This is a genomic window from Pseudomonas sp. TH21 (genome assembly GCF_016651025.1).
Taxonomy (GTDB): domain Bacteria; phylum Pseudomonadota; class Gammaproteobacteria; order Pseudomonadales; family Pseudomonadaceae; genus Aquipseudomonas; species Aquipseudomonas aylmerensis.
The window spans coordinates 112,150-137,797 of sequence record NZ_JAEKEQ010000001.1 but is presented as its reverse complement, the minus strand read 5'-3'; the positions used below and the strand labels follow the sequence as shown (position 1 = coordinate 137,797).

Here is a 25,648-nt window from a genome sequence, read left to right as displayed (position 1 = left end):
GAACTTCACGGAATAAGCGATTGGCGGTTGCCCGATGAAAAGTGCCTGCCTATAGTCGGCCAATCATTCAGTCACCGTGCGTAGCCATGATCAAACAACAGCTCGACCGTTTTAACCGCCTGGAACTGCTGGGCGGTGCCACTGCCCTGGAAAAACTCGAGCGGCTGTCGGCCTGGTTGGGCAGGGACATCTACGTCAAGCGCGACGACACCACGCCGCTGGCCATGGGCGGCAACAAGCTGCGCAAACTCGAATACCTGGCGGCCGATGCCCTCGCCCAGGGTGCCGACACCCTGGTGACCGCCGGCGCGATCCAGTCCAACCACGTGCGCCAGACCGCCGCCCTCGCCGCCAAGCTCGGCCTGGGTTGCGTAGCGCTGCTGGAAAACCCCACCGGCACCGAAGACCCCAACTACCTGGGCAACGGCAACCGCCTGCTGCTGGACCTCTTCGACGCCAAGGTCGAATTGGTGGAAAACCTCGACAATGTCGACGACCAACTGAATGCCCTCGCCGACCGTCTGCGCAGCAACGGCAAGAAGCCGTACCTGGTGCCGATCGGCGGCTCGAACGCCCTCGGCGCCTTGGGTTACGTGCGCGCCGGCCTTGAGTTGGCCGCACAAATTGAAGACAGCGGCATCGAGTTTTCCGCCGTGGTGCTGGCGTCCGGCAGTGCGGGCACCCACAGTGGCCTCGCCCTGGCCTTGAGCGACGTGCTGCCGAACCTGCCGGTGGTTGGCGTCACCGTGTCGCGCACCGAAGAAGCACAGTTTCCGAAAGTGCAGGGCCTGGCCGAACGCACCGCCGAGTTGCTGGGCGTAACGGTGCCCGAGGCGTTCAAGGTGATTCTCTGGGACGAATACTTCGGCCCCCGTTATGGCGAGCCGAACGCCGGTACGCTGGCAGCCATCAAGCTGCTCGCCAGCCAGGAAGGCCTGCTGCTGGACCCGGTCTACACTGGCAAGGCCATGGCCGGCTTGTTGGATGGGATCGGGCGTCAGCGTTTTGAAGAGGGTCCGATCATTTTCCTGCATACCGGCGGGGCGCCGGCGTTGTTTGCCTACAACTCGGTATTCAATTGAATTAACGCGGACTAAAAAATGTGGGATCTGGCTTGCCTGCGATGGCGCTCTGTCAGCTACCGATGTGCTGACCTTTGCACCGCCATCGCAGGCAAGCCAGCTCCCACATTAAATAGCTCGCATATTCGATAATAGAATATCAATTTAGATTTATATTATTTTCAAGTCTTAAAAACCCGCTCTATCATCGCGCCGTAGGCGAAGACGCGCTACGCGCTTTAAGGCAGGATACGACTACTGCGTCACCTGCTTCGCTCAACATAAAAAACACAGGGGCTCTTCATGACTATTTCTGTATTGCGTCGCACGTTGTTGGTTGGCACTTTGGGCCTGGCACTCGGGGCTGGCCTGCTCGGCCAGGCAGTGGCCGGCGAGCAGTTGAACAGCATCAAGAAAGCCGGCGAGATCAAGATCGGTCTCGAAGGCACCTACCCACCGTTCAGCTTTGTCGATGAAAGCGGCAAGCTCAGCGGTTTCGAAGTCGAGCTGTCCGAGGCACTGGCCAAAGAGCTGGGCGTGAAGGTCAAACTGCAAGCCACGCCATGGGACGGTATCCTCGCCGCCCTGGAATCCAAGCGCCTGGACGCCGTGGTCAACCAGGTGACCATCTCTGAAGAGCGCAAGAAGAAATACGATTTTTCCAAGCCTTACACCGTCTCCGGTATTCAAGCGCTGGTGCTGAAGAAGAATGTCGACAGCATCAAGACCGCCGACGACCTGGCCGGCAAGAAAGTCGGTGTGGGCCTGGGCACCAACTACGAGCAATGGCTCAAGGACAACCAGCCTAAAGCCATCATCAAGACTTACAACGATGACCCTACCAAGTTCCAGGACCTGCGCATCGGCCGCATCGACGCCATTCTGATCGACCGCCTGGCCGCTCTGGAATACGCCAAGAAAGCCCCGGACACCGCCACCGCCGGCGATGCCTTCTCCCGCCAGGAAGCCGGTATTGCCCTGCGCAAAGGCGAGCCTGAACTGCTCGACGCGGTGAACAAGGCCCTCGACAAGCTGCGCGCCGACGGCACCTTGAAGAAGCTGTCCGAGAAGTACTTCAACGCTGACGTCACTCAATAATGGAAGCAGGTTTCCAACTCGCGCTGGACTCCGCGCCTTTTCTACTCAAGGGCGCGTACTACACGGTGATTCTTAGCCTTGGCGGGATGTTTTTCGGCTTGCTGCTGGGCTTCGGCCTGGCCTTGATGCGCCTGTCGCGCTTCAAGTCAGTGAGCTTGCTTGCCCGCGTCTACGTGTCGTTCTTTCGCGGCACGCCCTTGCTGGTGCAGCTGTTCCTGATCTACTACGGCTTGCCGCAAGTGGGCATCGAGCTGGATCCGATCCCGGCGGCCCTGATCGGCTTCTCGCTGAACATGGCCGCCTACGCCTGTGAAATCCTGCGCGCGGCCATCAGCTCCATCGAGCGTGGCCAGTGGGAAGCCGCGGCCAGTATCGGCATGACCCGTGCGCAGACCCTGCGCCGGGCCATCCTGCCGCAGGCGATGCGCACGGCTTTGCCGCCCTTGGGCAACAGCTTTATTTCGCTGGTCAAGGACACCGCGCTGGCGGCCACCATCCAGGTGCCCGAGCTGTTTCGCCAGGCGCAACTGGTGTCGGCGCGCACCTTCGAAATCTTCACCATGTATCTCTCTGCAGCCCTGATCTACTGGATCCTGGCGAGCATCCTGGCGCATTTTCAAAATCGTCTGGAAGACCGGGTCAACCGGCATGACCTGGAGTCCTGAAGCATGATCGTGGTTGAAAAACTGACCAAACAATTCAAGGGTCAGGTGGTACTCAACGGCATCGACCTTGAGGTCAAGGAAGGCGAAGTCATCGCCATCATCGGCCCCAGCGGTTCCGGCAAGACCACCTTCCTGCGCTGCCTGAATTTCCTCGAGCAACCCACCAGCGGCCGCATCAAGGTCGGGGACATCGAGATCGACAGCAGCAAGCCGATCAACCAGCAGCAAACCCTGGTGCGACGCCTGCGCCAGCACGTCGGCTTTGTGTTCCAGAACTTCAACCTGTTCCCCCATCGCACCGCGCTGGAAAACGTCATCGAAGGGCCGACCGTGGTCAAGAAGATGCCGCGCGAAGCCGCTGAGGCCCTGGGGCGCAAGCTGCTGGCCAGGGTTGGCCTGGCGGGCAAGGAAGACGCCTACCCTCGGCGTCTGTCCGGTGGCCAGCAACAGCGCGTGGCGATTGCCCGCGCGTTGGCCATGGAGCCGGAAGTGATCCTGTTCGACGAACCGACCTCGGCGCTCGACCCGGAGTTGGTTGGCGAAGTACTGGCAACCATCCGCAGCCTCGCCGAGGAAAACCGCACCATGGTGATCGTCACCCACGAGATGAGTTTTGCCCGTGACGTGGCCAACCGGGTGATCTTCTTCGACAAAGGGGTGATCGTGGAACAAGGCGAAGCCAAGGCGTTGTTCGCCAACCCCAGGGAAGAACGCACGAAGCAGTTCCTGAGCAAATTCCTCGCCCACTGACACCCTCCCGGGCTTGTGTGCGAGCTGGCTTGCCGGCGATAGCATCACTGCGGTGCGGCGGATACACCGAGGTGCCTGCATCGCGGGCAAGCCCTGCTCCCACCTGAGCGCGTTCCTACGCGAAGTCCTCGTTTCAACGAGTAAAACGCCCCGCCACACACCCGCTGAAATCCCCCTCACAGTCAGACCCTTCTGAATCTGCAGCAACCCGCCGTTTAGCCCTTTGCCGCCATTGACGCCCCTTGGCCAACCCTCTTATCTAGCACTCAGAGGATTGGATCCTATCCCGGCTATTTTCTGAATCGTTCATTTCGACCCCGTGCGCACCCGCGCCAAGGGGCCGGAACGATTGCTGCTGGCTGCATCAAGGAGATTACTTATGACGCGCACCGCCACCCCGGCCATGCTCAACGCCCCGACGTTGCCCCAGGCACTTCGCAATGGCATCAATGCCCTCGCCGCCACTCAGTTGCAGGTCGATATCGCGCCGTACCCCGGCATGGATGAAGGCGACCTGATCGAGCTGTTCTGGAACAACTGCTTTGCGGCTTCACGGCGAGTCACGGCCGGCAAGGTCGGCACGTCGACGCGCCTGCGCGTACCGGAAAGTTTTGTGCAGGACGGCCCGGCGCAGGTGCACTATCAGGTCATGCAGATCGGCCATGGCCCTGCACGCTCGGCGACCACGCAGGTGCGCGTCAAGACCCAATGCCCGGGCGGGCAGCCTGCACAGCTGTACAGCGACGAAAACCACAACCTCGCCCCCGTCGGCCTGCCCGAGACGATCCGCCGCTACGGCGTCAACAGCAGCCAGGTGCGGCGCGGCATTCCCCTGACCATCGAACCCTACCAGCACATGACCACCGGCGATGCCATCACCCTGCGCTGGGGCGATGTGCGCATGGACCTGCCAAGCATCCAGGCCAAGGCCGTCGGCCTGGCCGTGCAGGTCTGGGTACCGTCGACGGTGATTGTCGAAGCCGGCGACGACTGCCGGCTGGAGGTGACGTACTGCATTCTGGACCGCGTCGGCAACAATTCCCGCTGGGCGCCCGCCCGCACGTTGAGGATCGCCGCCTGGGTACCCGCCCGCCCCGGCGGGGCCGCGCAGAGCTATCAGCCACGCCCCCTCGGTTCACCCTGCGAACCTGGGTGACAGACCTTCTATGCATATTCCCAAAAGTTAGTTTATTTAAATATTTAACACGCTTAGGGTATATGCACCGGACCACCGGACATTCCTGATTTTCCTGTTGTCATTTCATTGAATGCGAGGTCGGTATGGTCAGAATTACCCCGGTGCATAACGCCAGGGCATTACGTGCAGCCAAGGAGCGGCGCTGATGTCTAACTTGGCTCTAACACCCCCCCAGAGTGATCTGGACGTAGCCCCTCTGTTGTTGCCGGCCGTCGTGCTGCGCAACGATGCAGAGGCGCTGAACGCCGCCCATGAGCTGGCCCAGGCTGCGCGCCTGCAAGCCGCCAAGCGCGACCAGCAACGCAAGTTGCCGTGGGCACAGATCGAGCAGTTCACCCGCAGTGGGCTGGGCAGTATTTCCATTCCCCGCGAATACGGCGGCCCACAGGTGTCATTCACCACCCTGGCCGACGTGTTCGCGATCATCAGCGCGGCCGACCCGGCCCTCGGACAGATCCCGCAGAACCATTTCGGCATCCTCCACGTGTTGCAGGGCGCCGCCACCGAACGCCAGAAAAAACAGCTGTTCCAGAGCGTGCTCGACGGCTGGCGCATCGGCAACGCCGGCCCGGAGCGCGGCACCAGGAACACCCTGGAACTCAAGGCCCGCATCACCGCCGAGGGTGACGGCTACGTGATCAGCGGCCAGAAGTTCTACTCCACCGGCGCACTGTTTGCGCATTGGGTTGCAGTGAAGGCGCTCAACGATGACGGCAAGCAGGTCATGGCGTTCGTGCGCCGTGGAACCGAGGGGCTGCGCATCGTCGACGACTGGTCCGGCTTTGGCCAACGCACCACCGCCAGCGGCACCGTGCTGCTGGACCGGGTGCCGGTGGACGCCGAGCTGGTGGTCGAGAACTGGCGCCTCGGCGAAACCCCGACCATCCAGGGCGCCGTGTCGCAACTGATCCAGGCCGCCATCGATGCTGGCATCGCCCGTGGCGCGCTGGATGACACCATTGCCTTCGTGCGTGAGCGCTCGCGCCCGTGGATCGACGCCAAGGTCGAACGGGCCAGCGATGACCTGTACGTGATCGCCGATATCGGCAAGCTGAAAATCGAACTGCACGCCGCCGAAGCGCTGCTGCGCAAGGCCGGCCAGGTGCTGGACCAGGTCAGTGCCGCGCCGATCACCGCGCAGTCCGCTGCCCGTGCGTCGATTGCCGTCGCCGAAGCCAAGGTGCTGACCACTGAAGTGTCGCTGCTGGTCAGCGAAAAGCTCTTCGAACTGGCCGGCAGCCGCGCCACCCTCGCCGAATTCAACCTCGACCGTCACTGGCGCAATGCCCGCGTGCATACGCTGCACGACCCGGTGCGCTGGAAGTATCACGCGGTGGGCGCTTATCGCCTGAACGGCACCTTGCCGGCTCGTCACTCCTGGATTTAACCGACCAGACCTCTGGAGAATACGCATGACCCTTTCTCATCACGTCGCGGTTATCACCAGCGACGAACAAGCCCTTATTGTCGCCAGCGACCTGGCCGAAGACTTCCGCCGCGACAGCGCCCAGCGCGACCGCGAGCGCCGCCTGCCGCTGCCTGAACTGGACGTGTTTTCGCGCTCCGGCCTGTGGGGCATCAGCGTGCCCAAGGAATACGGCGGCGCCGGTGTGTCCAACGTCACGCTGGCCAAGGTCATCGCACTGATCGCCCAGGCCGACGCCTCGCTGGGCCAGATTCCGCAAAACCATTTCTATGCCCTGGAAGTGCTGCGCGTAAACGGCACGCCGGCGCAGCAACGCCGCCTGTACGCCGAAGTGCTCGCGGGCCAGCGTTTCGGCAATGCCCTGGCGGAACTGGGCACCAAGACCGCCCATGACCGCGTCACCAAAATCACCCGCGACGGCGACGGCTTTCGCATCACCGGCCGCAAGTTCTACTCCACCGGCGCGATCTACGCCCAGCGCATCCCTACCTCAGTGGTGGATGAACACGGCGTGCAGCAACTGGCGTTTGTCCCCCGTGACAGCGAAGGCCTGAGCGTGATCGACGACTGGAGCGGCTTCGGCCAGCGCACCACCGGCAGCGGTTCGGTGGTGTTCGATAACGTCTGGGTCGCCGCGCAAGACGTGATCCCGTTCCAGAGCGCCTTCGAGCGCCCGACCACCGTCGGCCCGCTGGCGCAGATCCTCCACGCCGCCATCGACACCGGCATCGCCCGCGCTGCCTTCGAGGACGCGCTGCACTTTGTGCGCACCAAGACCCGCCCGTGGATCGACTCCGGTAACGACAAGGCCACCGAAGACCCGCTGACCCTCAAGAGCTTCGGCCACCTGAGCATTCGCCTGCACGCCACCGAGGCATTGCTGGAGCGCTCCGGCGAATTCCTCGACCGCGCCCAGGCCGACAGCAACGCCGAGACCGTGGCGGCAGCGTCCATCGCCGTCGCTGAAGTGCGCGCCCTGAGCACCGAGATTTCCCTGGCCGCTGGCAGCACGCTGTTTGAACTCGCCGGCAGCCAGGCCACCCTCGCCGAGCATGGTCTCGACCGGCACTGGCGCAACGCCCGCGTGCACACCCTGCACGATCCGGTGCGCTGGAAGTACCACGCGGTCGGCAACTACTACCTCAACGATGAAAACCCGCCACTGCGGGGGACCATCTGATGGCGAAGAAAAAGATCCTGCTCAATGCCTTCAACATGAACTGCATCGGGCATATCAACCACGGCCTGTGGACCCATCCACGGGACACCTCGACCCAATACAAAACCCTCGAGTACTGGACCGACCTCGCGCAAACCCTGGAGCGCGGGCTGTTCGACGGTTTGTTCATCGCCGACATCGTCGGCGTGTACGACGTGTACCAGAACTCCATCGATGTGCCGCTCAAGGAGTCGATCCAACTGCCGGTGAATGACCCGCTGCTGCTGGTCTCGGCGATGGCGGCGGTCACCCGGAACCTCGGTTTCGGCCTGACTGCCAACCTCACCTACGAGCCGCCGTATCTGTTCGCCCGGCGCATGTCCACCCTCGACCACCTGAGCCGTGGCCGGGTCGGCTGGAACATCGTCACCGGCTACCTCGACAGCGCCGCCAAGGCCATGGGCCTTACCGAGCAGGTCGAGCATGACCGGCGCTACGACCAGGCCGATGAGTACCTGGAGGTGCTCTACAAACTCTGGGAAGGCAGTTGGGAAGACGACGCGGTGCTCAACGAACCACAGGCGCGGGTGTATGCGCAGCCGGGCAAGGTGCACAAGGTCGAGCACCATGGCGAGTTCTACCAGGTGGAGGGTTATCACCTCTGCGAGCCTTCGCCACAACGCACGCCGGTGCTGTTCCAGGCCGGCAGTTCGGAGCGTGGCTTGCTGTTCGCCGGGCGCCACGCCGAGTGCGTGTTCATCAGCGGGCAGAACAAGGCCGCGACCAAGGTCCAGGTGGACAAGGTGCGCGCCAGCGCGGTCGAGGCCGGGCGCGACCCGGACGCCATCAAGGTGTTCATGGGCCTCAATGTGATCGTGGGCGCGACCGAGGAACTCGCCTGGAAGAAGCACGCCGAGTACCTGAGCTACGCCAGCCCGGAGGCGGGCGTGGCGCATTTCTCGGCGTCCACCGCGATTGATTTTGCCCAGTACGAACTCGACGAACCGATCCAGTACGTGAAGAGCAACGCGATCCAATCCGCCACCAAGAATCTGCAAAACAACGACTGGACCCGACGCAAATTGCTTGAGCAACACGCCTTGGGCGGTCGCTATATCACCCTGGTCGGCTCGCCCGAACAAGTGGCCGACGAGCTGGAGTCGTGGATCAGCGAAACCGGCCTGGATGGGTTCAACCTCACGCGCATCGTCACCCCGGAAAGCTACGTCGACTTCATCGACCTGGTGGTGCCGGAGTTGCAGAAGCGCGGGTCGTACAAAACCGAATATGCACAAGGGACGCTGCGGGAAAAAGTCTTCCACGGCACTGCCCGCCTGCCCGAACAGCACACCGGCTCCACCTACCGCCACTGAACCCTGGAGGAGCCGGCTCCTACAGTTGATCGCGTTATTAACATCGACACCTTATGACTGGAAAACCACTATGAAAAAGACGCTCCTCACTCACCCAGTCAAAGCACTGGTCCTGGCCTTCGGCTTGTTCAGCTCGGCGGTGTTCGCGGCCGATGCGCCGTTGAAAATCGGCACTACCGCCGCCTTCGCGATTCCGCTCGAAGCCGCCGTGGCCGAAGCCGGCAAGCAAGGCCTCAAAGTCGAACTGGTGGAGTTCACCGACTGGATCGCGCCCAACGTCAGCCTGGCCGCCGGCGACATCGACGTGAACTACTTCCAGCACATCCCGTTCCTGGAAAACGCCAAGGCCGCCGCCGGCTTTGACCTGGTGCCGTACGCGCCGGGCATCATCAACAACGTCGGGTTGTATTCGAAGAAGTACAAAAGCATCAACGACCTGCCCCAGGGCGCCAGCGTGGCGATTGCCAACGACCCGATCAACAGCGGTCGCGGCCTGCAACTGCTGGCCAAGGCCGGCTTGATCACGCTCAAGCCGGGCGTGGGCTACAAGGCCACTGAAGAAGACATCGTCGCCAACCCGAAGAAGATCAAGATCCTGCAAGTCGAGGCCGTGCAACTGGTGCGCGCCTATGATGACGCCGACCTGGTGCAGGGCTACCCGGCATATATCCGCCTGTCCAAGACCTTCGATGCCGAGTCGGCGCTGCTGTTCGACGGCCTCGACCACCCGGAATACGTGATCCAGTTCGTGATCCAGCCGAAGAGCAAAACCGACCCGCGTGTGATCAAGTTCGTCGACATCTACCAGCACTCGCCGGTGGTGCGCGCCGCGTTGGATAAATCCCTCGGCAAGCTCTACCAAGTGGGCTGGGAAGATAAAAAATGACCGCCGCCCACTCTCAACTGCGCGACCTGGGCTTGCCGCCCAGGGACGCCGAGCAGACAGAACTGCATCCTGACCTGAACCGCGCGCACGTGCGCTTTATCAACCTGGGCAAGACCTATGACGGCAACGTGCATGCCCTGCAAGGCATCGACCTGGCGATCCAGCGCGGTGAAGTGTTCGGCATCATCGGCCGCAGCGGCGCCGGTAAATCCTCACTGATCCGCACCATCAATCGCCTGGAGCAACCGAGCAGCGGGCGGGTGCTGATCGATCAGGTGGACATCGGCGACTTCGATGAAGACCGCCTGGTGGCGCTGCGGCGGCGCATCGGCATGATCTTCCAGCACTTCAACCTGATGTCGGCCAAGACCGTGTGGCAGAACGTCGAACTGCCCCTCAAGGTCGCCGGCGTGCCCAAGCCCCAGCGTGAGCAGAAGGTGCGCGAGCTGCTCGAGCTGGTCGGCCTGCAGGACAAACACAAGGCCTACCCGGCGCAGCTTTCCGGCGGGCAGAAACAGCGCGTGGGCATCGCCCGTTCGCTGGTGCACGACCCCGAGATCCTGCTGTGCGACGAGGCCACTTCGGCCCTTGATCCGGAGACCACTCAGTCGATCCTCGGCCTGCTGCGCGAGATCAACCAGCGCCTGGGCCTGACCATCGTATTGATCACCCATGAGATGGCGGTGATCCGCGAAATCTGCGACCGCGTGGTGGTGCTCGAGTACGGACACATCGTCGAGCAAGGCCCGGTGTGGGAAGTGTTTGGCAACCCGCAACATGAGGTCAGCAAGACCCTGCTGGCGCCGCTGCAACACGGGCTGCCGCAAGAGCTGCAAAACCGTCTGCAGCCCACGCCCGGCCAGGCGGACGCAGCAGTCGTGCTGCGCTTGCAGTTCACCGGCAACGACACCGACGAACCGGACCTGGCCGCCTTGTTCGCGGCCCTCGGCGGGCGCGTGCGCTTGCTGCAGGGCGGGGTGGAACGCATCCAGGGCCACGCGCTGGGGCAATTGCTGCTGGCGGTGAATGGTTCACCGCACGACGCCGACGTGCTGCGCAGCCGCGCCGGTAACTGGGCACAACAGGTGGAGGTGCTGGGTTATGTGGTTTGACCGTTTAGTACAAGGCGCCATCGACACCCTGTTGATGGTCGGCGTGTCTTCGTTGATCGCGTTGCTGGTGGGGATTCCGCTGGCGGTGTTCCTGGTCACCAGCGACAAGGGCGGGATCTATCAGGCCCCGGCGCTGAACCGCGTGCTGGGAGCGTTCGTCAATCTGTTCCGCTCGATACCGTTCCTGATCCTGATGGTGGCGCTGATCCCGTTCACCCGGCTGATCGTCGGCACCACCTATGGCGTGTGGGCAGCGGTCGTGCCGCTGACCATCGCCGCTACGCCGTTCTTTGCGCGCATCGCCGAGGTGAGCCTGCGTGAGGTCGACCACGGCCTGATCGAAGCGGCGCAGGCCATGGGCTGCCGGCGCTGGCACATCATCTGGCATGTGCTGTTGCCGGAGGCGCTGCCGGGGATTGTCGGCGGTTTCACCATTACCCTGGTGACCATGATCAACTCGTCGGCCATGGCGGGCGCGATTGGTGCGGGTGGCCTGGGTGACATTGCGTACCGCTATGGTTACCAGCGCTTTGACACGCAGATCATGCTCACGGTCATCGTGCTGCTGGTGATTCTGGTGGCGGTGATTCAGTTGGGTGGCGACCGGTTGGCGCGGGTGCTGAACAAGCGCTGAGGGTTGGGGGCTGGTGTGCAGCCCCACGCGGGGCAAGCCCGCTCGCCACAGGGTGGGGCGGTCGATTCGGGTATAGTCGGGCCCTCTCAGTGCCCGGTATTGCTCACCATGCCTCTCAAGCCCGACGACCTCGACCAGATCACGTCCACCACCCTCGGCCACTACAACAGCGTGGCCGAGTCTTTCCGCGAAGGCACCCGCGACCACGATGTGAGCCAGAACATCGACGCGCTGCTGCGGCATATCCAGGGTACGGCGCCGTTCACCGTGCTGGATTTCGGCTGCGGGCCGGGCCGGGATTTGCAGACGTTTACCCGCCTGGGTCACATCGCTGTCGGCCTCGACGGCTCCGAGCGCTTTGCGCAGATGGCGCGCGAGGACAGTGGTTGTGAGGTGTTGCAGCAAGACTTCCTCAAGCTGGACCTGCCGGTCGAGCGCTTCGACGGGATATTCGCCAATGCGGTGCTGTTTCATATTCCCAAGCAGGAATTGCCGCGCGTGCTCAAACAGCTGCATGGCGCGCTGAAGCCTGGCGGAGTGTTGTTCAGCTCCAATCCCCGCGGTGAAAATCGCGAGGGCTGGAATGGGCCGCGCTATGGGTCTTATCACGACCTGCAGGCGTGGCAGGCCTTGCTGACGGCGGCAGGGTTCGTGGAGTTGGAGCATTACTATCGGCCGGCCGGGTTGCCTCGGGAGCAGCAACCGTGGCTGGCGAGTGTGTGGCGCAAACCTCAGTAGGAGCCCACCTGATAGACCTGGGGCGGCTGCCCCTCGACTAACGCTGTCACACTCCGCGCGGCAAAATCCGCGACCAACCGCGTGCCATCGGCAAAAGTGGTTTCCTGCACTTGCCTGTCCGCCGTCAGCCAACGAAACCCCGTCATCGCCTGGGTTGCCAGCCGCTGGTGCAACGGCCGGAAAAACCGATCCTGGCGCTGTATCAGCGGCAGCCGCTGCTCAATCGTCGAAGCACTCAGGTGATACAACGGCGGCACGTTGTACAGCAGTTGGGTCAACTCATTCTCAGCCTGCACATTGGTCAGCTTCAGGCTGTCGAACAGCCAATGGTGAGTGGTGATGACCGAGCCGTGGAACACCGCCTGGTACAGCGGCAGGCGCATGGTCGGCGCGAAATACACGGTACGAAACGGCTCATTCAGCGGGACCGCCTTGAAGAACACCGTCGGCTGCTCAGGCGGGTACCAGTTGCCGACGTAATAGGGCGACTGCTTGTCCTGGGTCATCTGGCGATCGCCCCAACCGATCACCGGCGTCTGCATACCGTGGGCGAACAGAATGCCCTGGGCGGTGACAGCGTTGCCATCTTCGGAACCGGCAGGCAGCTTCAGCGCAGTATTCAGCCAGCGGGACGCGTCAACATTGCCTTCGGCATTTTGCGCCTGGGTCATTGGCGCGCCATCACGATAGCTGTCAAACAGCATGCTGGTGGCGTAGGCATCGAGGAACCAGGCGTTGAAACCCGCCTTGGCTTGCACCGCCTTCACCCGCGCTTCCAGCAGCGGCCGTACGCAGCGCGGGTCGGTGTAATGGCCGGATTGCTGGAAGCCGGTCTTGAACGTGCCGTCTTTCAGCACAATGGCACAGTCGCGATAGGCCTTGCTGCCCAGGTGGGCGGTGGTCCAGTCCGGATTTTCGGTGGTGGATAACGCGGTTTCATAGGAGTCGTACGGGGCCATCAGGTAACCGGCGTTGACGCCCGCCTGAATCGCTTCCGGGTGCCAGAGGCCGCCCTCCCAGCCTTCGCCTAGGGTCAGCAGCAGGCGCTTTAGCCCAGCATCTTGCAGCGCCTGGACGGTCTTGGCCGACAGCGTGCTGCCCCAGGTCTCGGGGCTGTCACTCAAGGCGCCCGCAAACGCCATCGCCAATTCACGGCGCAAGACGCCATAACCTTCGGCCAGTTTGAGCATGTCCGGCTCGTCGGTGGCCAACCAGGTTTGCCGGGCCTTTTGGTTGATCGCCGCGTTGAAGCCGCGCAGCAGCACGGACTTTTGATAGCGATCCAACGTGCCGGTTTGAGCCAGCACCTGCGCGGCCTCTTTGTCCAATCTGCCCTTGAGCTCATGACCACGCAGCACCTTCACCAGCAGCGGCCAGTCACGCACATCCTCCGACCCCAGCAGGTCATTGCCCCACAGGTAGACATGACTGGCGCCCAGCAGCTTTTCGGCTTCGGGCGTGTTTCGCAGTTTGTCCGCCAAGGGTTCAAAACGGCCCTGCTCCACCAACCATTGACGGTAGCGCTTGGCGCCGGCCAAGGGATCGGCTTCCCCCAGGTGCAGCAGCAGGGTCATCGGTGCGTCCGGGTCGAGCGCGGTAAATTCATGGGCCACTGACAGCGCCATTCCTGCCTGCCAGCGCAGGCGATTGTTGTAGGGATTGGTCAGCAACCAGTTCAAGGTGAACCGCCCGTGGTCCAACCCCCACAGAGGCAGGCTGAGGTCCTGGGTCGTGTTGAAATCACCTTGCTCCAGCAAAAACGCTTTCCACACAGCATCATCGGCCGGCACGTAATGCCCTTCGGCCAACGGCCACATCAGCCCTTTGCCCAGGGCACTGGGGGTTTGCTGAAGAATGGTCAACTTGCCCGGCTCCCGCGCGCGAAGGGTCAACTTCAGATCACGCTGCTCAAGGCTGGCGCTCACCCGAAAGGCGCCGTCGTCCCAATGCCAGCTCGCTTGCTGATCGCGCTGTTCAAGCTGGCTGACAGCACGGGCCGCTACGCCGCTGGAGGCTTCTACGCCCGGTTGACCGTTCGGTGTAACGCGGATGGCTAGAGTGGCCGGCTCGATTTCGACCCGCCACAGGGCGTTTTCCAGAACGGTCGCGAATGTCAGCGGCGAGAGCAGGAGACCGCAGAGCAACGTTATTGAACGCAAGTAGCGCATGGGATTCGGCCCGGACGAAGTGAAAGTCGGCAGGGTAAACCACTCGATGGCGTGCAAGAGTTGTACACGCTAATTCGGGAAGTTTCATACATGCCTCAAGGCCGGTGAGATCCACGCGTGGCACGGGAGCTTGCTCCCGCTGACTGCGCAGCGCGCCCCCGGCTTTTCAGGCGGCGCTCCACACCCCAACGCAAGCAAGCTTGCCCACCACAGCAAGCCTGCACATTTTCAACCGCGTTTTTCCTGTTGCTCTGGCTTCGGCTCGCGAATCTTGTACCAAGCCACATACAACGCCGGCAGGAACAACAGTGTCAGCAACGTGGCGATGATGATCCCGCCGATCATCGCGTAGGCCATCGGGCCCCAGAACACTTCGCGGGCGATGGGGATCATGCCCAGGCTGGCCGCCGCCGCCGTCAGCAGGATCGGCCGGCGCCGGTGTTCGGTGGCTTCCACCACGGCGTCCCACGGCGTGTAGCCATCGCGCTCGTAGGCATCGATCTGGGTCACCAGGATCACCGAGTTGCGGATGATGATGCCAATCAGCGCCAGAATCCCGAGGATCGCCACAAAGCCCATCGGCGTGCCCGTGGGAATCAGCGCCAGCACCACGCCGATCAGCCCCAGTGGCGCGACACTCGCCACCAGGAACATCTTCTGCACGCTGTGCAGCTGGATCATCAGGAAGGTGGCCATCAAGAACAGCATCAGCGGCACCACGCTGGCAATCGGGCCCTGGGCCTTGCCGCTTTCTTCCACGGTACCGCCGGTGGCGACCTTGTAGCCCACCGGCAGGCCGGCGCTGAACTTGTCGATCTCGGGCTTGAGTTGCTTGACCAGGTCGGTCGGCTGCATCTCATCGCGCACCGACGCTTTGATCGTGATGGTCGGCTTGCGGTCGCGGCGCCACACCAGCGGCTGTTCAAGTTCGTAACGCACGGTGGCAAACGCCAGCAGCGGAATCGAGGTGCCGTTGGGCGTGACGATCTGCAGGTTCTGCAGGGTTTCCGGGGTGCCGCGCTCGGCATCTTCGGCGCGGCCGACCACGTTGATCAGGTAGATATCATCATGCACCTGGGTCACCGAGGCACCACTGACCACGCTGTTCATCAACTGCGCGACGTCTTCCGACGACAGCCCCAATTGCCGCGCCTTGTCCTGGGCGATGTCCACCCGCAGGACTTTGCCCGGCTCGTTCCAGTCGTAGATGATCTCGCCCAGGTGGGTGTTTTTATCCAGCAGGGTCGCCAGCTCGATGGCGTGCTTGCGTACCTGGTCGGTGTCTTTGCCCGACACCCGATACTGGATCGGGCGTCCCACCGGCGGGCCCATTTCCAGCGGCTGCACAAAGCTGCCGACGCCGACAAAGTCATCACGCAGGCGTTTTTGCAGGCGCGCAATCAACGCCCCGCGCTCTTCCAGGCCCTTGCTGACGATGACCAACTGCGCGTAGTAGGGGTTTTCCAATTGCTGGTCCAGCGGCAAGTAGAAACGGATCGCGCCCTGGCCGATATAGGTGCTCCAACGCGCGATGTCCGGGTCGTCCTTGATGATCGCTTCGAGGCGGTCGACGGCCTTGCGGGTCTCGTTGATCGAGGCGTTTTGCGGCAGGTTGAGGTCGACGAGGATTTCCGGGCGGTCCGACGACGGGAAGAACTGGTTCTGCACAAACTGCATGGAGAACACCGACGCCACAAACAGGCCCACGGTAATGCCAATGGCCCACCAGCGGTTGCGCATGGCCCACAGCATGCCGTAATTGAAGCCACGCCCGATTCGTCCTGGCTCGTTGCTGTGGGGTTTCACGTTGGCGCTGAGGATATGCACGCCGATCACCGGCGCAAACAGCACCGCCACCACCCAGGACACCAGCATCGCCACGGCAATCACCGCGAACAGCGTGAAGGTGTACTCGCCCGCCGAACTGGCGTTGAGGCCGATCGGTACAAAACCGGCGACGGTGACCAGCGTACCGGTCAACATCGGGAACGCCGTGGAGGTGTAGGCGTAAGTCGCCGCCTGCTCCTTGGTCTCGCCTTTTTCCAGGCGCGTGATCATCATCTCGACGGTGATCATCGCGTCGTCCACCAGCAGGCCGAGGGCGATGATCAATGCGCCCAGCGACACGCGCTGCATGGTGATGCCGCTGTATTCCATGAACACGAACACCAGCGCCAGCACCAGCGGAATCGAGCACGCCACCACCAGCCCGGCGCGCATGCCGAGGCTGATAAAGCTCACCACCAGCACGATGATCACCGCTTCGAACAGCGCGCTGGTGAAGCCGCCCACGGCCTCTTCCACCACTTCCGCCTGGTCCGACACCTTGTGCACGCCGACGCCCACCGGCAGGTCGGCGGTCAGCTCATCCATGCGTGTGTGCAAGGCCTTGCCGAACGACTGGATATTGCCGCCCTTCTGCATGGCGATGGCCAGGCCAATCGCCGGCTTGCCGTTGAAGCGGAACATCGGCCGTGCTGGGTCGACGTAGCCACGGCTGATGTCGGCAATGTCCGCCAGACGATAGAAACGGTCATTGAGCCGCAGGTTGACGTTGGCCAAGTCCTTTTCCGAGGCGAATTGCCCCGAAGTGCGCACCGAGATCCGCTCCGGCCCGGCCTCGATCACCCCGGCCGGCGTCACCGCGTTCTGCGACTGCAGGCTCTGCACCACCTGGCGCTGATCAATGCCCAGCGCCGCAAGTTTGCGCGTGGAGAAGTTCAGGTAAATCACCTCGTCCTGCTGGCCGATCATCTCGACCTTGCCCAAGCCCGGCACCGAACGGATCTCGGCACGCACCTGTTCCACATAGTCGCGCAGTTGGCGCATCGACAGGCCATCGCCGGTAAAGGCGTACACCGAGCCGAACACGTCACCGAACTCATCGTTGAACGAAGGTCCCTGCAGGCCCTGGGGGAAGGTGCCGCGAATGTCGTCGATTTTCTTGCGGACCTGGTACCAGATCTCCGGGATGGCCTTGGCGCTGGTGGTGTCCTTGAGGAACACGAATACCGTGGACTCGCCCGGCCGGGTGTAACTCTTTACGTAGTCGAGGGAGTCGAGTTCCTCGAGTTTCTTCTCGATGCGGTCGGTGACCTGCTTGAGGGTTTCTTCCTGGGTCGCGCCCGGCCAGCGGGTCTGGATCACCATGGTCTTGATGGTGAACGACGGGTCTTCCTCGCGGCCCAGGTTCATGTAGGAGAACACGCCCATCAGCAGCGCGACGAACATCAGGTACCAGACGAAGGACTGATGCTTGAGGGCCCAGTCGGATAAGTTGAAGCTCCCTTTCATCGCGGGCTGTCCTCGTCGATTTTGACTTTCTGCCCGGATTTCAGGCTGTTCACGCCGGCAGTGACCACACGTTCACCGGGTTTGACGCCGCCGCTGAGCAAGGCGCTGCTGGCGTCACGGCTGATGACCGTGACGTCACGCGGTTGCACGGTCTGGCTCTGGGTGTCGAGCAGCCAGATGCGGGTCTTGCCGTCGACTTCCTGCAAGGCGCTGATGGGCAATTCGATACGCGGTGCGATGGTTGAACTCAAGGTCACGCTGATCGCGGTGCCAAGACGAAACGCGGGCGGTGTCTCGGCCAGGGTCAGGCGCGCGCGACGGGTGCGCGTGGCGCTCTGGGCCTGGGGTTCGATCTCACGCACGACGGCGGTGGTGTGCACGCTGGGGTCGAGTTGCCCGGCCACCAGGAACACCACATCCGGCGGCAGGCGCTCGGCCAGGCCGGCGGGCAGGTCGATCACCGCCTCCTTGATGTCTGGGCGGGCCAGGGTGACCACTTGCTGGCCGGCGCTGACCACCTGGCCGGCCTCGGCGTTCCAGGCGGTGACGATGCCGGCGTGGTCGGTGCGCAGTTCGGCGTAGTTGAGTTGGTCCTTGGCCTGGTTGACCGAGGCCTGGGCCTGGTCGAGGGACGCCTGGGTAGTCTTCAGGTCGGTCTGGGCCACGTCCAGCTGGGCCTGGGCACCGACGCCACGGTTGAACAGCTCCTGCTGGCGCCGCGCATTGGCCTGGGCGTTGATGAACTGCGCCTGCACGCGGGCAAGGTCGCCCTGGGCGGCGCGCAACTGGTTTTGCTGGTCGGTGGGGTCAAGCACGGCGAGCAAGGCGCCCTTCTCCACTTCGGCGCCGACGTCCACGGCGCGGCGGGCGATGCGACCGGGCACACGGAAACCCAGGTTGCTCTCGTAGCGGGCCTGGATGGTGCCGGCGAAGCGACCGAGGTTTTCCTGGTCTTCGGACTTCACTTCCATCGACAGCACCGGGCGCAGTGGCTCGGGCGGCGGTTCTTCCTTGGAGCAAGCCATCAGCAACAAGCTGGCAGCGAGTACCACCGTCAACTGCTTCATGGTTGCACTCCTTGCGCCTGGGCCTGATCCGGCGGCTGGGCGATTTCCACTACCATGCCCGGATGCAGCAACTGCCCGCCGGCCACCACGACTTTTTCGCCGCCCTTGAGGCCTTCGCTGATGATGACTTTGCCGGTGAGATAACGTGCCACGGTGACCTTGTGCAGTTGCGCCTTGCCGTCGTCGTCGATCAGCCACACGGCGGGTTCGCTGAGGTCTTTGGTCAGCGCCGCCCACGGCAGTTCGATGCTGGCCTTGGCCGGGCCATTGGCGGTGGCGCTCACCACCGAGCCCAACTGCATGCCTTTGGGCAACGCCTGCAGGGCGATCTTCACTTGCACGGTGCCGGTGTTGGCCGCCACGGCCGGGGTGACTTCGCGGACCTTGCCCACCGCCTTGATGCTCGGATTGTCGAGCAGGCTCACGGTGATCGGTGCATCGGGCGGCGGCTCGACCAGCAGCGATTCATACACGTTGAACACCGCATCGCGCTCGCCATCGCGGGCCAGGCTGAAGATCGGCACAGTCGCCTGCACCACCTGGCCGACTTCAGCCTGGCGCGCGGTGATGATCCCCGGCGCATCGGCAATCAGCGCGGTGTAGCCGAGCTGCTCGCGGGCGTTGGCCAGTTGGGCCTGTGCGGCGGCCAGGGCGCTTTGGCTGCTGCGCAACGCGGCCTGGGCAGAGTCGTATTCACTGCGGCTGGTGTAGCCCTTGGGCAACAGCTTTTCCTGGCGCACGAACGCGGCGGCGGTCTGCTTGACCCGCGCCTGCTCGGCCACGACCTGGGCCTGGGCGGAATCGACGTTGGTCTGCAAGTCCTTGGGGTCGAGCTTGGCCAGCACTTGCCTGGCGCTGACGCGGTCACCGACATCCACCGTACGCTGGATGATCTTGCCGCCGACGCGGAACGACAAATCGGTCTGCACGCGCGCCTGGATGTCCCCGGTGAGCGTGACCGCCGCGGCGAAATCCGCCGGCTGTACGGTCTGTACAAACACCCGGGAATGCTGCTTGGGCTCGGCTTTGTCCTGGCCACAGCCGCTCAGCAGCGCCAGGAGTCCAAGGCTCAGAATAATGTTTGCAGTACGACCGCCCATGCAGGCTCCTTTTGCGTGATGCCGACTTGCCAGTGTGTATGCGACTGTGAGCTTAGATCAGGGTTCCTTATCTGCATGGAGGCTCCCATACTCCAATGGTTCCCAAGCCGACTGAATGCCCATGCTCAAGACCCTCGCGGTGGCCAATTACCGCTCGATCAACAAATTGGTGGTGCCGCTGGACCGGCTGAACCTGATCACCGGGCCCAACGGCAGCGGCAAGTCCAACCTGTACCGCGCCTTGCGCCTGCTGGCCGAAACCGCCCAGGGCGGAGTGATCAATGCACTGGCCCGTGAGGGCGGGCTGGACTCGACCTTCTGGGCCGGCCCAGAGACCATCAGCCGACGCATGCACAACGGCGAGGTGCCGGTGGAAGCGGTCGTGCGCCAGGGTGTGAAGCGTCTGCGCCTGGGGTTTGCCGCCGAGGATTTCAGCTACGCGATTTCCCTCGGTTTACCGGAGAAGACCCTGTCGTATTTTTCCCTGGACCCGGAGGTGAAGAAGGAATGCATCTGGGCCGGCCACGTCTACCGCCCGGCCAGCCTGCTGGTGCAGCGCTCCGGGCCGATGGTGCAGCGCTCCGGGCCGATGGTGCGCGCTCGCGAAGGCCGCGCCTGGGATGTGCTGGCCCAGCACACGCCGAACTACCACAGCCTGTTCGACCAGGTCGGCAGCCTGCGCGGCTCACCGGAAGTGTTGCTGTTGCGCGAAAGCATTCGTGGCTGGCGTTTTTATGATCACTTTCGCAGCGATGCCGATGCCCCCGTGCGCCAACCGCAACTGGGCACGCGCACACCGGTGCTGCACCACGACGGTCGCGACCTGGCGGCGGCGTTGCAGACCATTCGCGAGATTGGCGACCCCGAAGCCTTGCAGCGCGCGGTCAGCGATGCGTTTCCCGGTGCACGCTTGAATATCCAGCCGTTGCAGGGTGGGCGCTTCGCCCTTGAGTTTTATCAGGAGGGGTTGCTGCGGCCGCTCTCGGCGGCGGAGTTGTCGGACGGCACCTTGCGATACCTGCTGCTGATCGCAGCGCTGCTGACGCCTCGGCCGCCGACCATGATGGTGCTGAACGAGCCGGAAACCAGTTTGCATCCGGACCTGCTGCCGGCGTTGGCGCGCCTGATTATCCAGGCGTCACAGCAGTGCCAGGTGTGGGTGGTGTCGCATGCCAGCCGGCTGATTGCGGCGTTGCAACAGGATGAAGGGTGCAATTCGATTGTGCTGGAGAAAGTGCTGGGGGAGACGCGGATTGTGGGACAGGGAATTCTGGATGCACCGGCTTGGCATTGGCCGGAATAAGAGGGGCCTGGAAAGGCCTCTTCGCGAGCAAGCCCGCTCCCACATTTGCCCGCATTCCAAAGGTGGAACTCGGTCGATGTGGGAGCGGGCTTGCTCGCGAAGACGGTAGATCAGTCACCCAACAGCTGAATGATCAACCCTGCCACTTGCCGCCTTCAACAATCACGCTTTCCGGCTTGGTGTCATCGCTCAGCTCTTTACGCACGTACTGGTCGTACAGCTTGAGCAGGAATTTCTCCTCACCCAACTTCGCCAGCTCGGCATTCACCCAGTCGCGCAGCTCGATGTTGCCTTTCTTCACCGCCGGCGCAATCGGCGCTTCGTCACCGAGTTTTTCTTCCAGCACGCGGTAGCCCGGGTTCTGCTTGGCCCAGCTGAACAGCACCAGGTTGTCCTGCGCGTACGCATCACCACGGCCGGCCGACAGTGCTTGCAGCGACTCGGAGTTTTTCTCGAACTTGAGCAGTTTCCAGTCCGGGTGGTTCTTGGTCAGCCAGATATCGGCGGTGGTGCCGGTGGTAACGATGGTGGTGCGGGTGGCCAGGTCATCCAGGCTTTTCACCGCGCTGTCGTTAGGCACCAGGGCCTGCACCGCGACTTTCAGGTTGGGGTTGGTGAAGTCCACCGCTTCCTTGCGTTCCGGGGTCACGGTCATGTTGGCGAGGATCAGATCGACCTTGTCGCTTTGCAGGAACGGAATACGGCTGGCCGGCTCGACGGCGACGAACTCAACCTTGTTTTCATCGCCCAGCAGGTCCTTGGCGAATTGGCGGCCGATGTCGGTATCGAAGCCCACATAGCGCCCGGCTTCGTTGACGAAGCCGAACGGCGGTTTGTCAGTGAATACGCCGACAATCAGCTTGTCGCGCGCCTTGATCTTGTCCAGCGAACTCACGGCGGCAGCCGCTGGTTTTGCAGGCTCTTCGGCCTTTTTGTCGCAGCCGGCGAGTAATGCGACGGCAATCAGGGGCAGTAGTAACTTTTTCATATCAGCTCCAGTTCCTGGTTCTTCTTGGGCAGTGTTGAAACAAAGGAAAACTTCTCCAGGAACTGCTGCGCGCGTGCGGTTTGCGGGTTCGTAAAGAATTCTTCGGGGGTGTTGTGTTCGAGGATGCGCCCGGCCTCCATGAAGACGACGCGGTCGGCGACGGCGCGGGCGAAGGCCATTTCATGGGTGACGATCAGCAGGGTCATGCCATCGCGGGCCAGGCCCTGGATTACTTCCAGCACTTCCTTGACCATTTCCGGGTCAAGGGCGGCGGTGACTTCGTCAAACAGCATGACCTGCGGGTTCATGCACAACGAGCGGACGATCGCGATACGTTGCTGCTGGCCGCCGGACAACTGACGCGGGAAGGCGTCGCGCTTGTCGGCCAGGCCGACGCGCTCGAGCAGTTTTTCCGCCTGTTCGCGGGCTTCGCGAGGGTCGCGTTTTTGCACTTTCAGCGGGCCGAGCAGGATGTTGTCGAGCACGCTCATGTGCGGGAACAGGTGGTAGCTCTGGAACACCATGCCCACGTCCTGGCGCACCTGGCGCCAGTCGGTGGCTTTGTCCAACAGTTCGTTGCCGGCGAATCGCAGGCTGCCGCTGTGCGCCACTTCCAGGCCGTTGAGGCAGCGCAGCAAGGTGCTTTTGCCGCAGCCGCTGGGGCCGAGGATCACCACCACTTCGCCGCTTTGCACGCTCAAGTCGATGCCCTTGAGCACCTGCTGCTCGCCGAAGAATTTGTTGAAACCCTTAAACTCGATCAATGCGCTCATGCTTGGGCCCAGCGCCGTTCCAGCACCTTGGAGGCGGCCGACAACGGGTAGCAGATAAAGAAGAAAAACAGGAACAGCACGCCATAGATCAATACCGACTCGTAGGTGCGTTCGATGATTTGCTGGCCGACCTTGATCACGTCCACCACGCCGATCAGCACCGCCAGCGAGCTGGTCTTGATGATGCGCGTGTACACGTTGATGGTCGGCGGCGTCATGCGCTTGAGGGCCTGAGGCAGCAGCACATAGCCGTACAGCTGCGGGTCGGACAGGCCAATCGACAAGCCGGCTTCACGCTGGCCACGGGGCAGCGAATGCAATGCGCCACGCACCACCTCGCCCACCTCACTGGCGCCCCACAGCGACAGCACCAGCACGGCGCACCAGAAGCTCGGAATGCTCAGGCCGAAGAAAATCGGCAGTCCGAAAAACAGCAGGTACAACCACACCAGCACCGGGATCGCGCGAAACAGCTCCAGGTACACCCGCAGGACCGCATTGATCAGTGTGTTGTTCAAGGTCCGCAGCACGCCATACAACACGCCACCGACGGTGCTGAAGGCAATGCTCAGAAACGAAATCGACAGGGTTTGTGCGGCGCCCTTGCCCAGTTGCGGCAACGACACCCACAACAACTCAAGACCCGAACTGGCCATGCTGGAGCCTCCTTTCCAGGCGGCTGAGCAGCAGCGATAACGGCAAAAACAGCAGTACGCAAATCAGCGTCAGCACGGCGAGCATTTCGTAAGTCTTGTAGTAAAGGGCGATGTAGCTCTTGGTGGTGTAGAGAATCTCCGGCACCGCCACGGCGGAAACCACCGTGGTTTCCTTGAGCAGGAAGATGAAATTGGCGAACAGCGCCGGCAGGCTGAGGATGCCGGCCTGGGGCAGGATCACATGGCGCAGCAGTTGCCAGTCGGAGAGGCCGATGGACTTGCCGGATTCGATCTGCGCCAGCGGCACCGCTTCCACACCGGCGCGCAGCACTTCGGTGAGGTAGGCACCGCCGAGGAACGTCATGGTGATGATCGCCGCCCAGAAGCCGGAGATATTCAAACCCAGCGCCGGCAAGGCGAAGTACACGAAGAACAGCTGGATCAGCAGCGGTGTGTTACGCGCCAGCTCGACGTACAGCGCCACCAGGCGCGACAGGTAGGGTGTGCGAAACACCAGCAGCGCGGCGTTGATGAGCGCCACCAGCAACGAGGTGGCAATGGCGATCAGGCCCACTTGCAGCGTCACCCCCACGGCCTTGAGAAACGCCGGCAGGGTGCTGAGGATAAAAGCGAAATCGAAGGTCATCTTGAGTCCATGACGCCGCAAGGGTAATGCAGCGGGCGCAATCCAGTCCGGCGTGGGTAACGCCGGGTAGCGCGAACTCTAAAGGTATAAAAAGCAAAATTTAAATACCCAAATAGCATATTGATATCACCCAAAAAGATAACCGCCGGATTCGCGGGTTTGATGGGTGGCAGCTATGGTTGGGGGGTCTGTGATTCGAGGGAATGAACAATGAACAACACGAAACCGATTGATCCGCAGGAGCTGGTGAAATGGTTGGTGGCGTTGCGCAGGGCGATCAATAGCCGCGCGGCCTGATTGTGGGAGATGTCGAGCTGTAGCGAGGCGGCGAAGGCGGCGGCACTGACAGTCCTTCTGTGGCTGACACACCGCCTTCGCGGCCTCGCTGGGGCTCGACGGCTCCCACAGGGGGTCTGCTGTGTGGCTGGGATTTGAGCAAGAGCCGGCGTTCGCTGGTTGCAGTTTCTCCAGAGTGTCGCTGTGTGGCAGGGATTCCAGCCCCCCCAGCGCCCAACTGTGGGAGCTGGCTTGCCTGCGATAGCGGTCTTTCAGTCGCCGATAGGCCGGCTGACCCACCGCCATCGCCGGCAAGCCAGCGCCTACCGTCTTGATTGCCTTTGAAGCCCATAAAAAAACGCCGACGCTGTAGTAGCCGTCGGCGTTCAAACCTTGAAGGGGGTTTTGGGTTACATCAGAACGCAGGCACTACGGCGCCGTTGTACTTCTTCTCGATGAAGGCTTTGACTTCCGGGCTGGTCAGGGCCTTGGCCAGTTTCTGGATGGCGTCGCTGTCCTTGTTGTCCGGGCGGGCAACCAGGAAGTTCACGTACGGCGACTTGGCGTCTTCGATGATCAGCGCGTCCTTGGCTGGGTTCAGGCCAGCTTCCAGGGCGTAGTTGGTGTTGATCAGGTCCAGGTCAACCTGGTCCAGCACGCGCGGCAGCAGCGCCGATTCCAGCTCTTTGAATTTCAGGTTTTTCGGGTTGCTGGCGATGTCTTTCGGCGTGGCCAGGGCGTTGGTCGGGTCTTTCAGGGTGATCACGCCGGCTTTCTGCAGCAGCAACAGGGCGCGGCCGCTGTTGGAGCCTTCGTTCGGGATGGCCACGGTGGCGCCATCTTTGAGCTCAGAAATGTTCTTGATCTTTTTCGAGTAACCGCCGAAGGGTTCAACGTGCACACCGACCACGGTGACCAGGTTGGTGCCCTTGCCCTTGTTGAAGTTTTCCAGGTACGGCAGGGTCTGGAAGTAGTTGGCGTCCAGGCGCTTCTCGGCAACCTGCACGTTTGGCTGTACGTAGTCGGTGAAGACTTTGATTTCCAGGTCCACGCCTTCTTTGGCGAGGGTTGGCTTGACCAGTTCGAGGATCTCGGCGTGCGGGATCGGGGTGGCGGCAACCACCAGTTTCTCGTTGGCCTGGGCGAAACTTGCAGTCAGGGCAGCCGCCAGTGCGGTAAACAACAGAACCTTTTTCATGCAGTGTCCTTATCGAAATTCCGGGGCGTCTCTGACGACCGTTTTTTATGTGGTGTGCCAGCGAAGTGCTATCGCGGCG

At 62.5% G+C, this 25,648-nt stretch carries 22 protein-coding genes; 13 read left to right on the top strand and 9 right to left on the bottom strand.

Going from position 1 to position 25,648, the window contains the following annotated elements; all coding sequences use genetic code 11:
• The first annotated feature begins 86 nt into the window (after positions 1–86).
• The 12 genes from JFU04_RS00575 to JFU04_RS00520 all read left to right on the top strand — a co-directional run bounded on the left by JFU04_RS00575 (position 87) and on the right by JFU04_RS00520 (position 12,100).
• Positions 87–1,082: a D-cysteine desulfhydrase gene (locus JFU04_RS00575; RefSeq protein ID WP_065899584.1), complete on the top strand. Its 996-nt coding sequence runs from the start codon at positions 87–89 to the stop codon at positions 1,080–1,082.
• A 282-nt stretch (positions 1,083–1,364) separates the two neighbouring features.
• Positions 1,365–2,159 (top strand): cystine ABC transporter substrate-binding protein, encoded by a 795-nt coding sequence (gene tcyJ, locus JFU04_RS00570; RefSeq protein WP_120447382.1) that lies wholly within the window; start codon positions 1,365–1,367, stop codon positions 2,157–2,159.
• Positions 2,159–2,824, top strand: a complete 666-nt coding sequence (tcyL, locus tag JFU04_RS00565) for a cystine ABC transporter permease (RefSeq protein ID WP_065899582.1) — start codon at positions 2,159–2,161, stop codon at positions 2,822–2,824. Before tcyJ ends, tcyL begins: the two co-directional genes overlap by 1 nt.
• 3 nt (positions 2,825–2,827) lie before the next feature.
• Positions 2,828–3,574 (top strand): L-cystine ABC transporter ATP-binding protein TcyN, encoded by a 747-nt coding sequence (gene tcyN, locus JFU04_RS00560; RefSeq protein ID WP_201143319.1) that lies wholly within the window; start codon positions 2,828–2,830, stop codon positions 3,572–3,574.
• A 379-nt stretch (positions 3,575–3,953) separates the two neighbouring features.
• On the top strand, positions 3,954–4,730 hold the full coding sequence (locus JFU04_RS00555) for a hypothetical protein (protein WP_065899580.1): 777 nt from the start codon (positions 3,954–3,956) through the stop codon (positions 4,728–4,730).
• Positions 4,731–4,917: 187 nt separating this feature from the next.
• A complete protein-coding gene (locus JFU04_RS00550) occupies positions 4,918–6,159 on the top strand; it encodes an SfnB family sulfur acquisition oxidoreductase (RefSeq protein WP_065899579.1) in 1,242 nt (413 codons plus the stop codon).
• Positions 6,160–6,184: 25 nt separating this feature from the next.
• Complete coding sequence (locus JFU04_RS00545) at positions 6,185–7,378, top strand: SfnB family sulfur acquisition oxidoreductase (RefSeq protein ID WP_201143318.1); 1,194 nt, start codon at positions 6,185–6,187, stop codon at positions 7,376–7,378.
• Positions 7,378–8,730, top strand: coding sequence for an LLM class flavin-dependent oxidoreductase (locus tag JFU04_RS00540; protein ID WP_201143317.1), 1,353 nt, complete (start codon positions 7,378–7,380; stop codon positions 8,728–8,730). The genes JFU04_RS00545 and JFU04_RS00540 overlap by 1 nt, the downstream gene beginning before the upstream one ends.
• A 70-nt stretch (positions 8,731–8,800) precedes the next feature.
• Entirely contained in the window at positions 8,801–9,616 is an 816-nt protein-coding gene (locus tag JFU04_RS00535) for a MetQ/NlpA family ABC transporter substrate-binding protein (protein ID WP_065899576.1), read from the top strand.
• Positions 9,613–10,728 (top strand): methionine ABC transporter ATP-binding protein, encoded by a 1,116-nt coding sequence (locus JFU04_RS00530; protein WP_106805453.1) that lies wholly within the window; start codon positions 9,613–9,615, stop codon positions 10,726–10,728. Before JFU04_RS00535 ends, JFU04_RS00530 begins: the two co-directional genes overlap by 4 nt.
• Entirely contained in the window at positions 10,718–11,362 is a 645-nt protein-coding gene (locus tag JFU04_RS00525) for a methionine ABC transporter permease (protein WP_016974994.1), read from the top strand. The genes JFU04_RS00530 and JFU04_RS00525 overlap by 11 nt, the downstream gene beginning before the upstream one ends.
• 108 nt (positions 11,363–11,470) lie before the next feature.
• A complete protein-coding gene (locus tag JFU04_RS00520; protein ID WP_106805454.1) occupies positions 11,471–12,100 on the top strand; it encodes a class I SAM-dependent methyltransferase in 630 nt (209 codons plus the stop codon).
• On the opposite strand, the gene JFU04_RS00515 is transcribed toward JFU04_RS00520, so the two are convergent.
• From JFU04_RS00515 to JFU04_RS00500, 4 genes are all read right to left on the bottom strand, one after another.
• Positions 12,094–14,268, bottom strand: coding sequence for a glycoside hydrolase (locus tag JFU04_RS00515; RefSeq protein ID WP_201143316.1), 2,175 nt, complete (start codon positions 14,266–14,268; stop codon positions 12,094–12,096). The genes JFU04_RS00520 and JFU04_RS00515 overlap by 7 nt on opposite strands.
• A 228-nt stretch (positions 14,269–14,496) precedes the next feature.
• On the bottom strand, positions 14,497–17,562 hold the full coding sequence (locus JFU04_RS00510) for an efflux RND transporter permease subunit (RefSeq protein ID WP_065899572.1): 3,066 nt from the start codon (positions 17,560–17,562) through the stop codon (positions 14,497–14,499).
• Entirely contained in the window at positions 17,559–18,629 is a 1,071-nt protein-coding gene (locus JFU04_RS00505; RefSeq protein WP_201143315.1) for an efflux RND transporter periplasmic adaptor subunit, read from the bottom strand. The genes JFU04_RS00510 and JFU04_RS00505 overlap by 4 nt, the downstream gene beginning before the upstream one ends.
• Entirely contained in the window at positions 18,626–19,729 is a 1,104-nt protein-coding gene (locus JFU04_RS00500) for an efflux RND transporter periplasmic adaptor subunit (RefSeq protein WP_201143314.1), read from the bottom strand. Before JFU04_RS00500 ends, JFU04_RS00505 begins: the two co-directional genes overlap by 4 nt.
• A gap of 121 nt (positions 19,730–19,850) precedes the next feature.
• On the opposite strand from JFU04_RS00500, the gene JFU04_RS00495 reads away from it, so the two are divergent.
• Positions 19,851–21,032 (top strand): AAA family ATPase, encoded by a 1,182-nt coding sequence (locus JFU04_RS00495; protein ID WP_201143313.1) that lies wholly within the window; start codon positions 19,851–19,853, stop codon positions 21,030–21,032.
• Between the two features lie 133 nt (positions 21,033–21,165).
• Here the strand turns inward: JFU04_RS00495 and JFU04_RS00490 are convergent, their stop codons facing one another.
• From JFU04_RS00490 to JFU04_RS00470, 5 genes are all read right to left on the bottom strand, one after another.
• Positions 21,166–22,020, bottom strand: a complete 855-nt coding sequence (locus tag JFU04_RS00490; RefSeq protein ID WP_106805458.1) for a transporter substrate-binding domain-containing protein — start codon at positions 22,018–22,020, stop codon at positions 21,166–21,168.
• Positions 22,017–22,793, bottom strand: coding sequence for an amino acid ABC transporter ATP-binding protein (locus tag JFU04_RS00485; protein ID WP_065899568.1), 777 nt, complete (start codon positions 22,791–22,793; stop codon positions 22,017–22,019). The genes JFU04_RS00490 and JFU04_RS00485 overlap by 4 nt, the downstream gene beginning before the upstream one ends.
• Positions 22,790–23,449, bottom strand: coding sequence for an amino acid ABC transporter permease (locus tag JFU04_RS00480; RefSeq protein ID WP_032884905.1), 660 nt, complete (start codon positions 23,447–23,449; stop codon positions 22,790–22,792). Before JFU04_RS00480 ends, JFU04_RS00485 begins: the two co-directional genes overlap by 4 nt.
• Positions 23,430–24,095, bottom strand: coding sequence for an amino acid ABC transporter permease (locus JFU04_RS00475; protein ID WP_057725386.1), 666 nt, complete (start codon positions 24,093–24,095; stop codon positions 23,430–23,432). Before JFU04_RS00475 ends, JFU04_RS00480 begins: the two co-directional genes overlap by 20 nt.
• A gap of 691 nt (positions 24,096–24,786) precedes the next feature.
• Positions 24,787–25,569, bottom strand: coding sequence for a MetQ/NlpA family ABC transporter substrate-binding protein (locus JFU04_RS00470; RefSeq protein WP_063033612.1), 783 nt, complete (start codon positions 25,567–25,569; stop codon positions 24,787–24,789).
• Positions 25,570–25,648 lie beyond the last annotated feature (79 nt).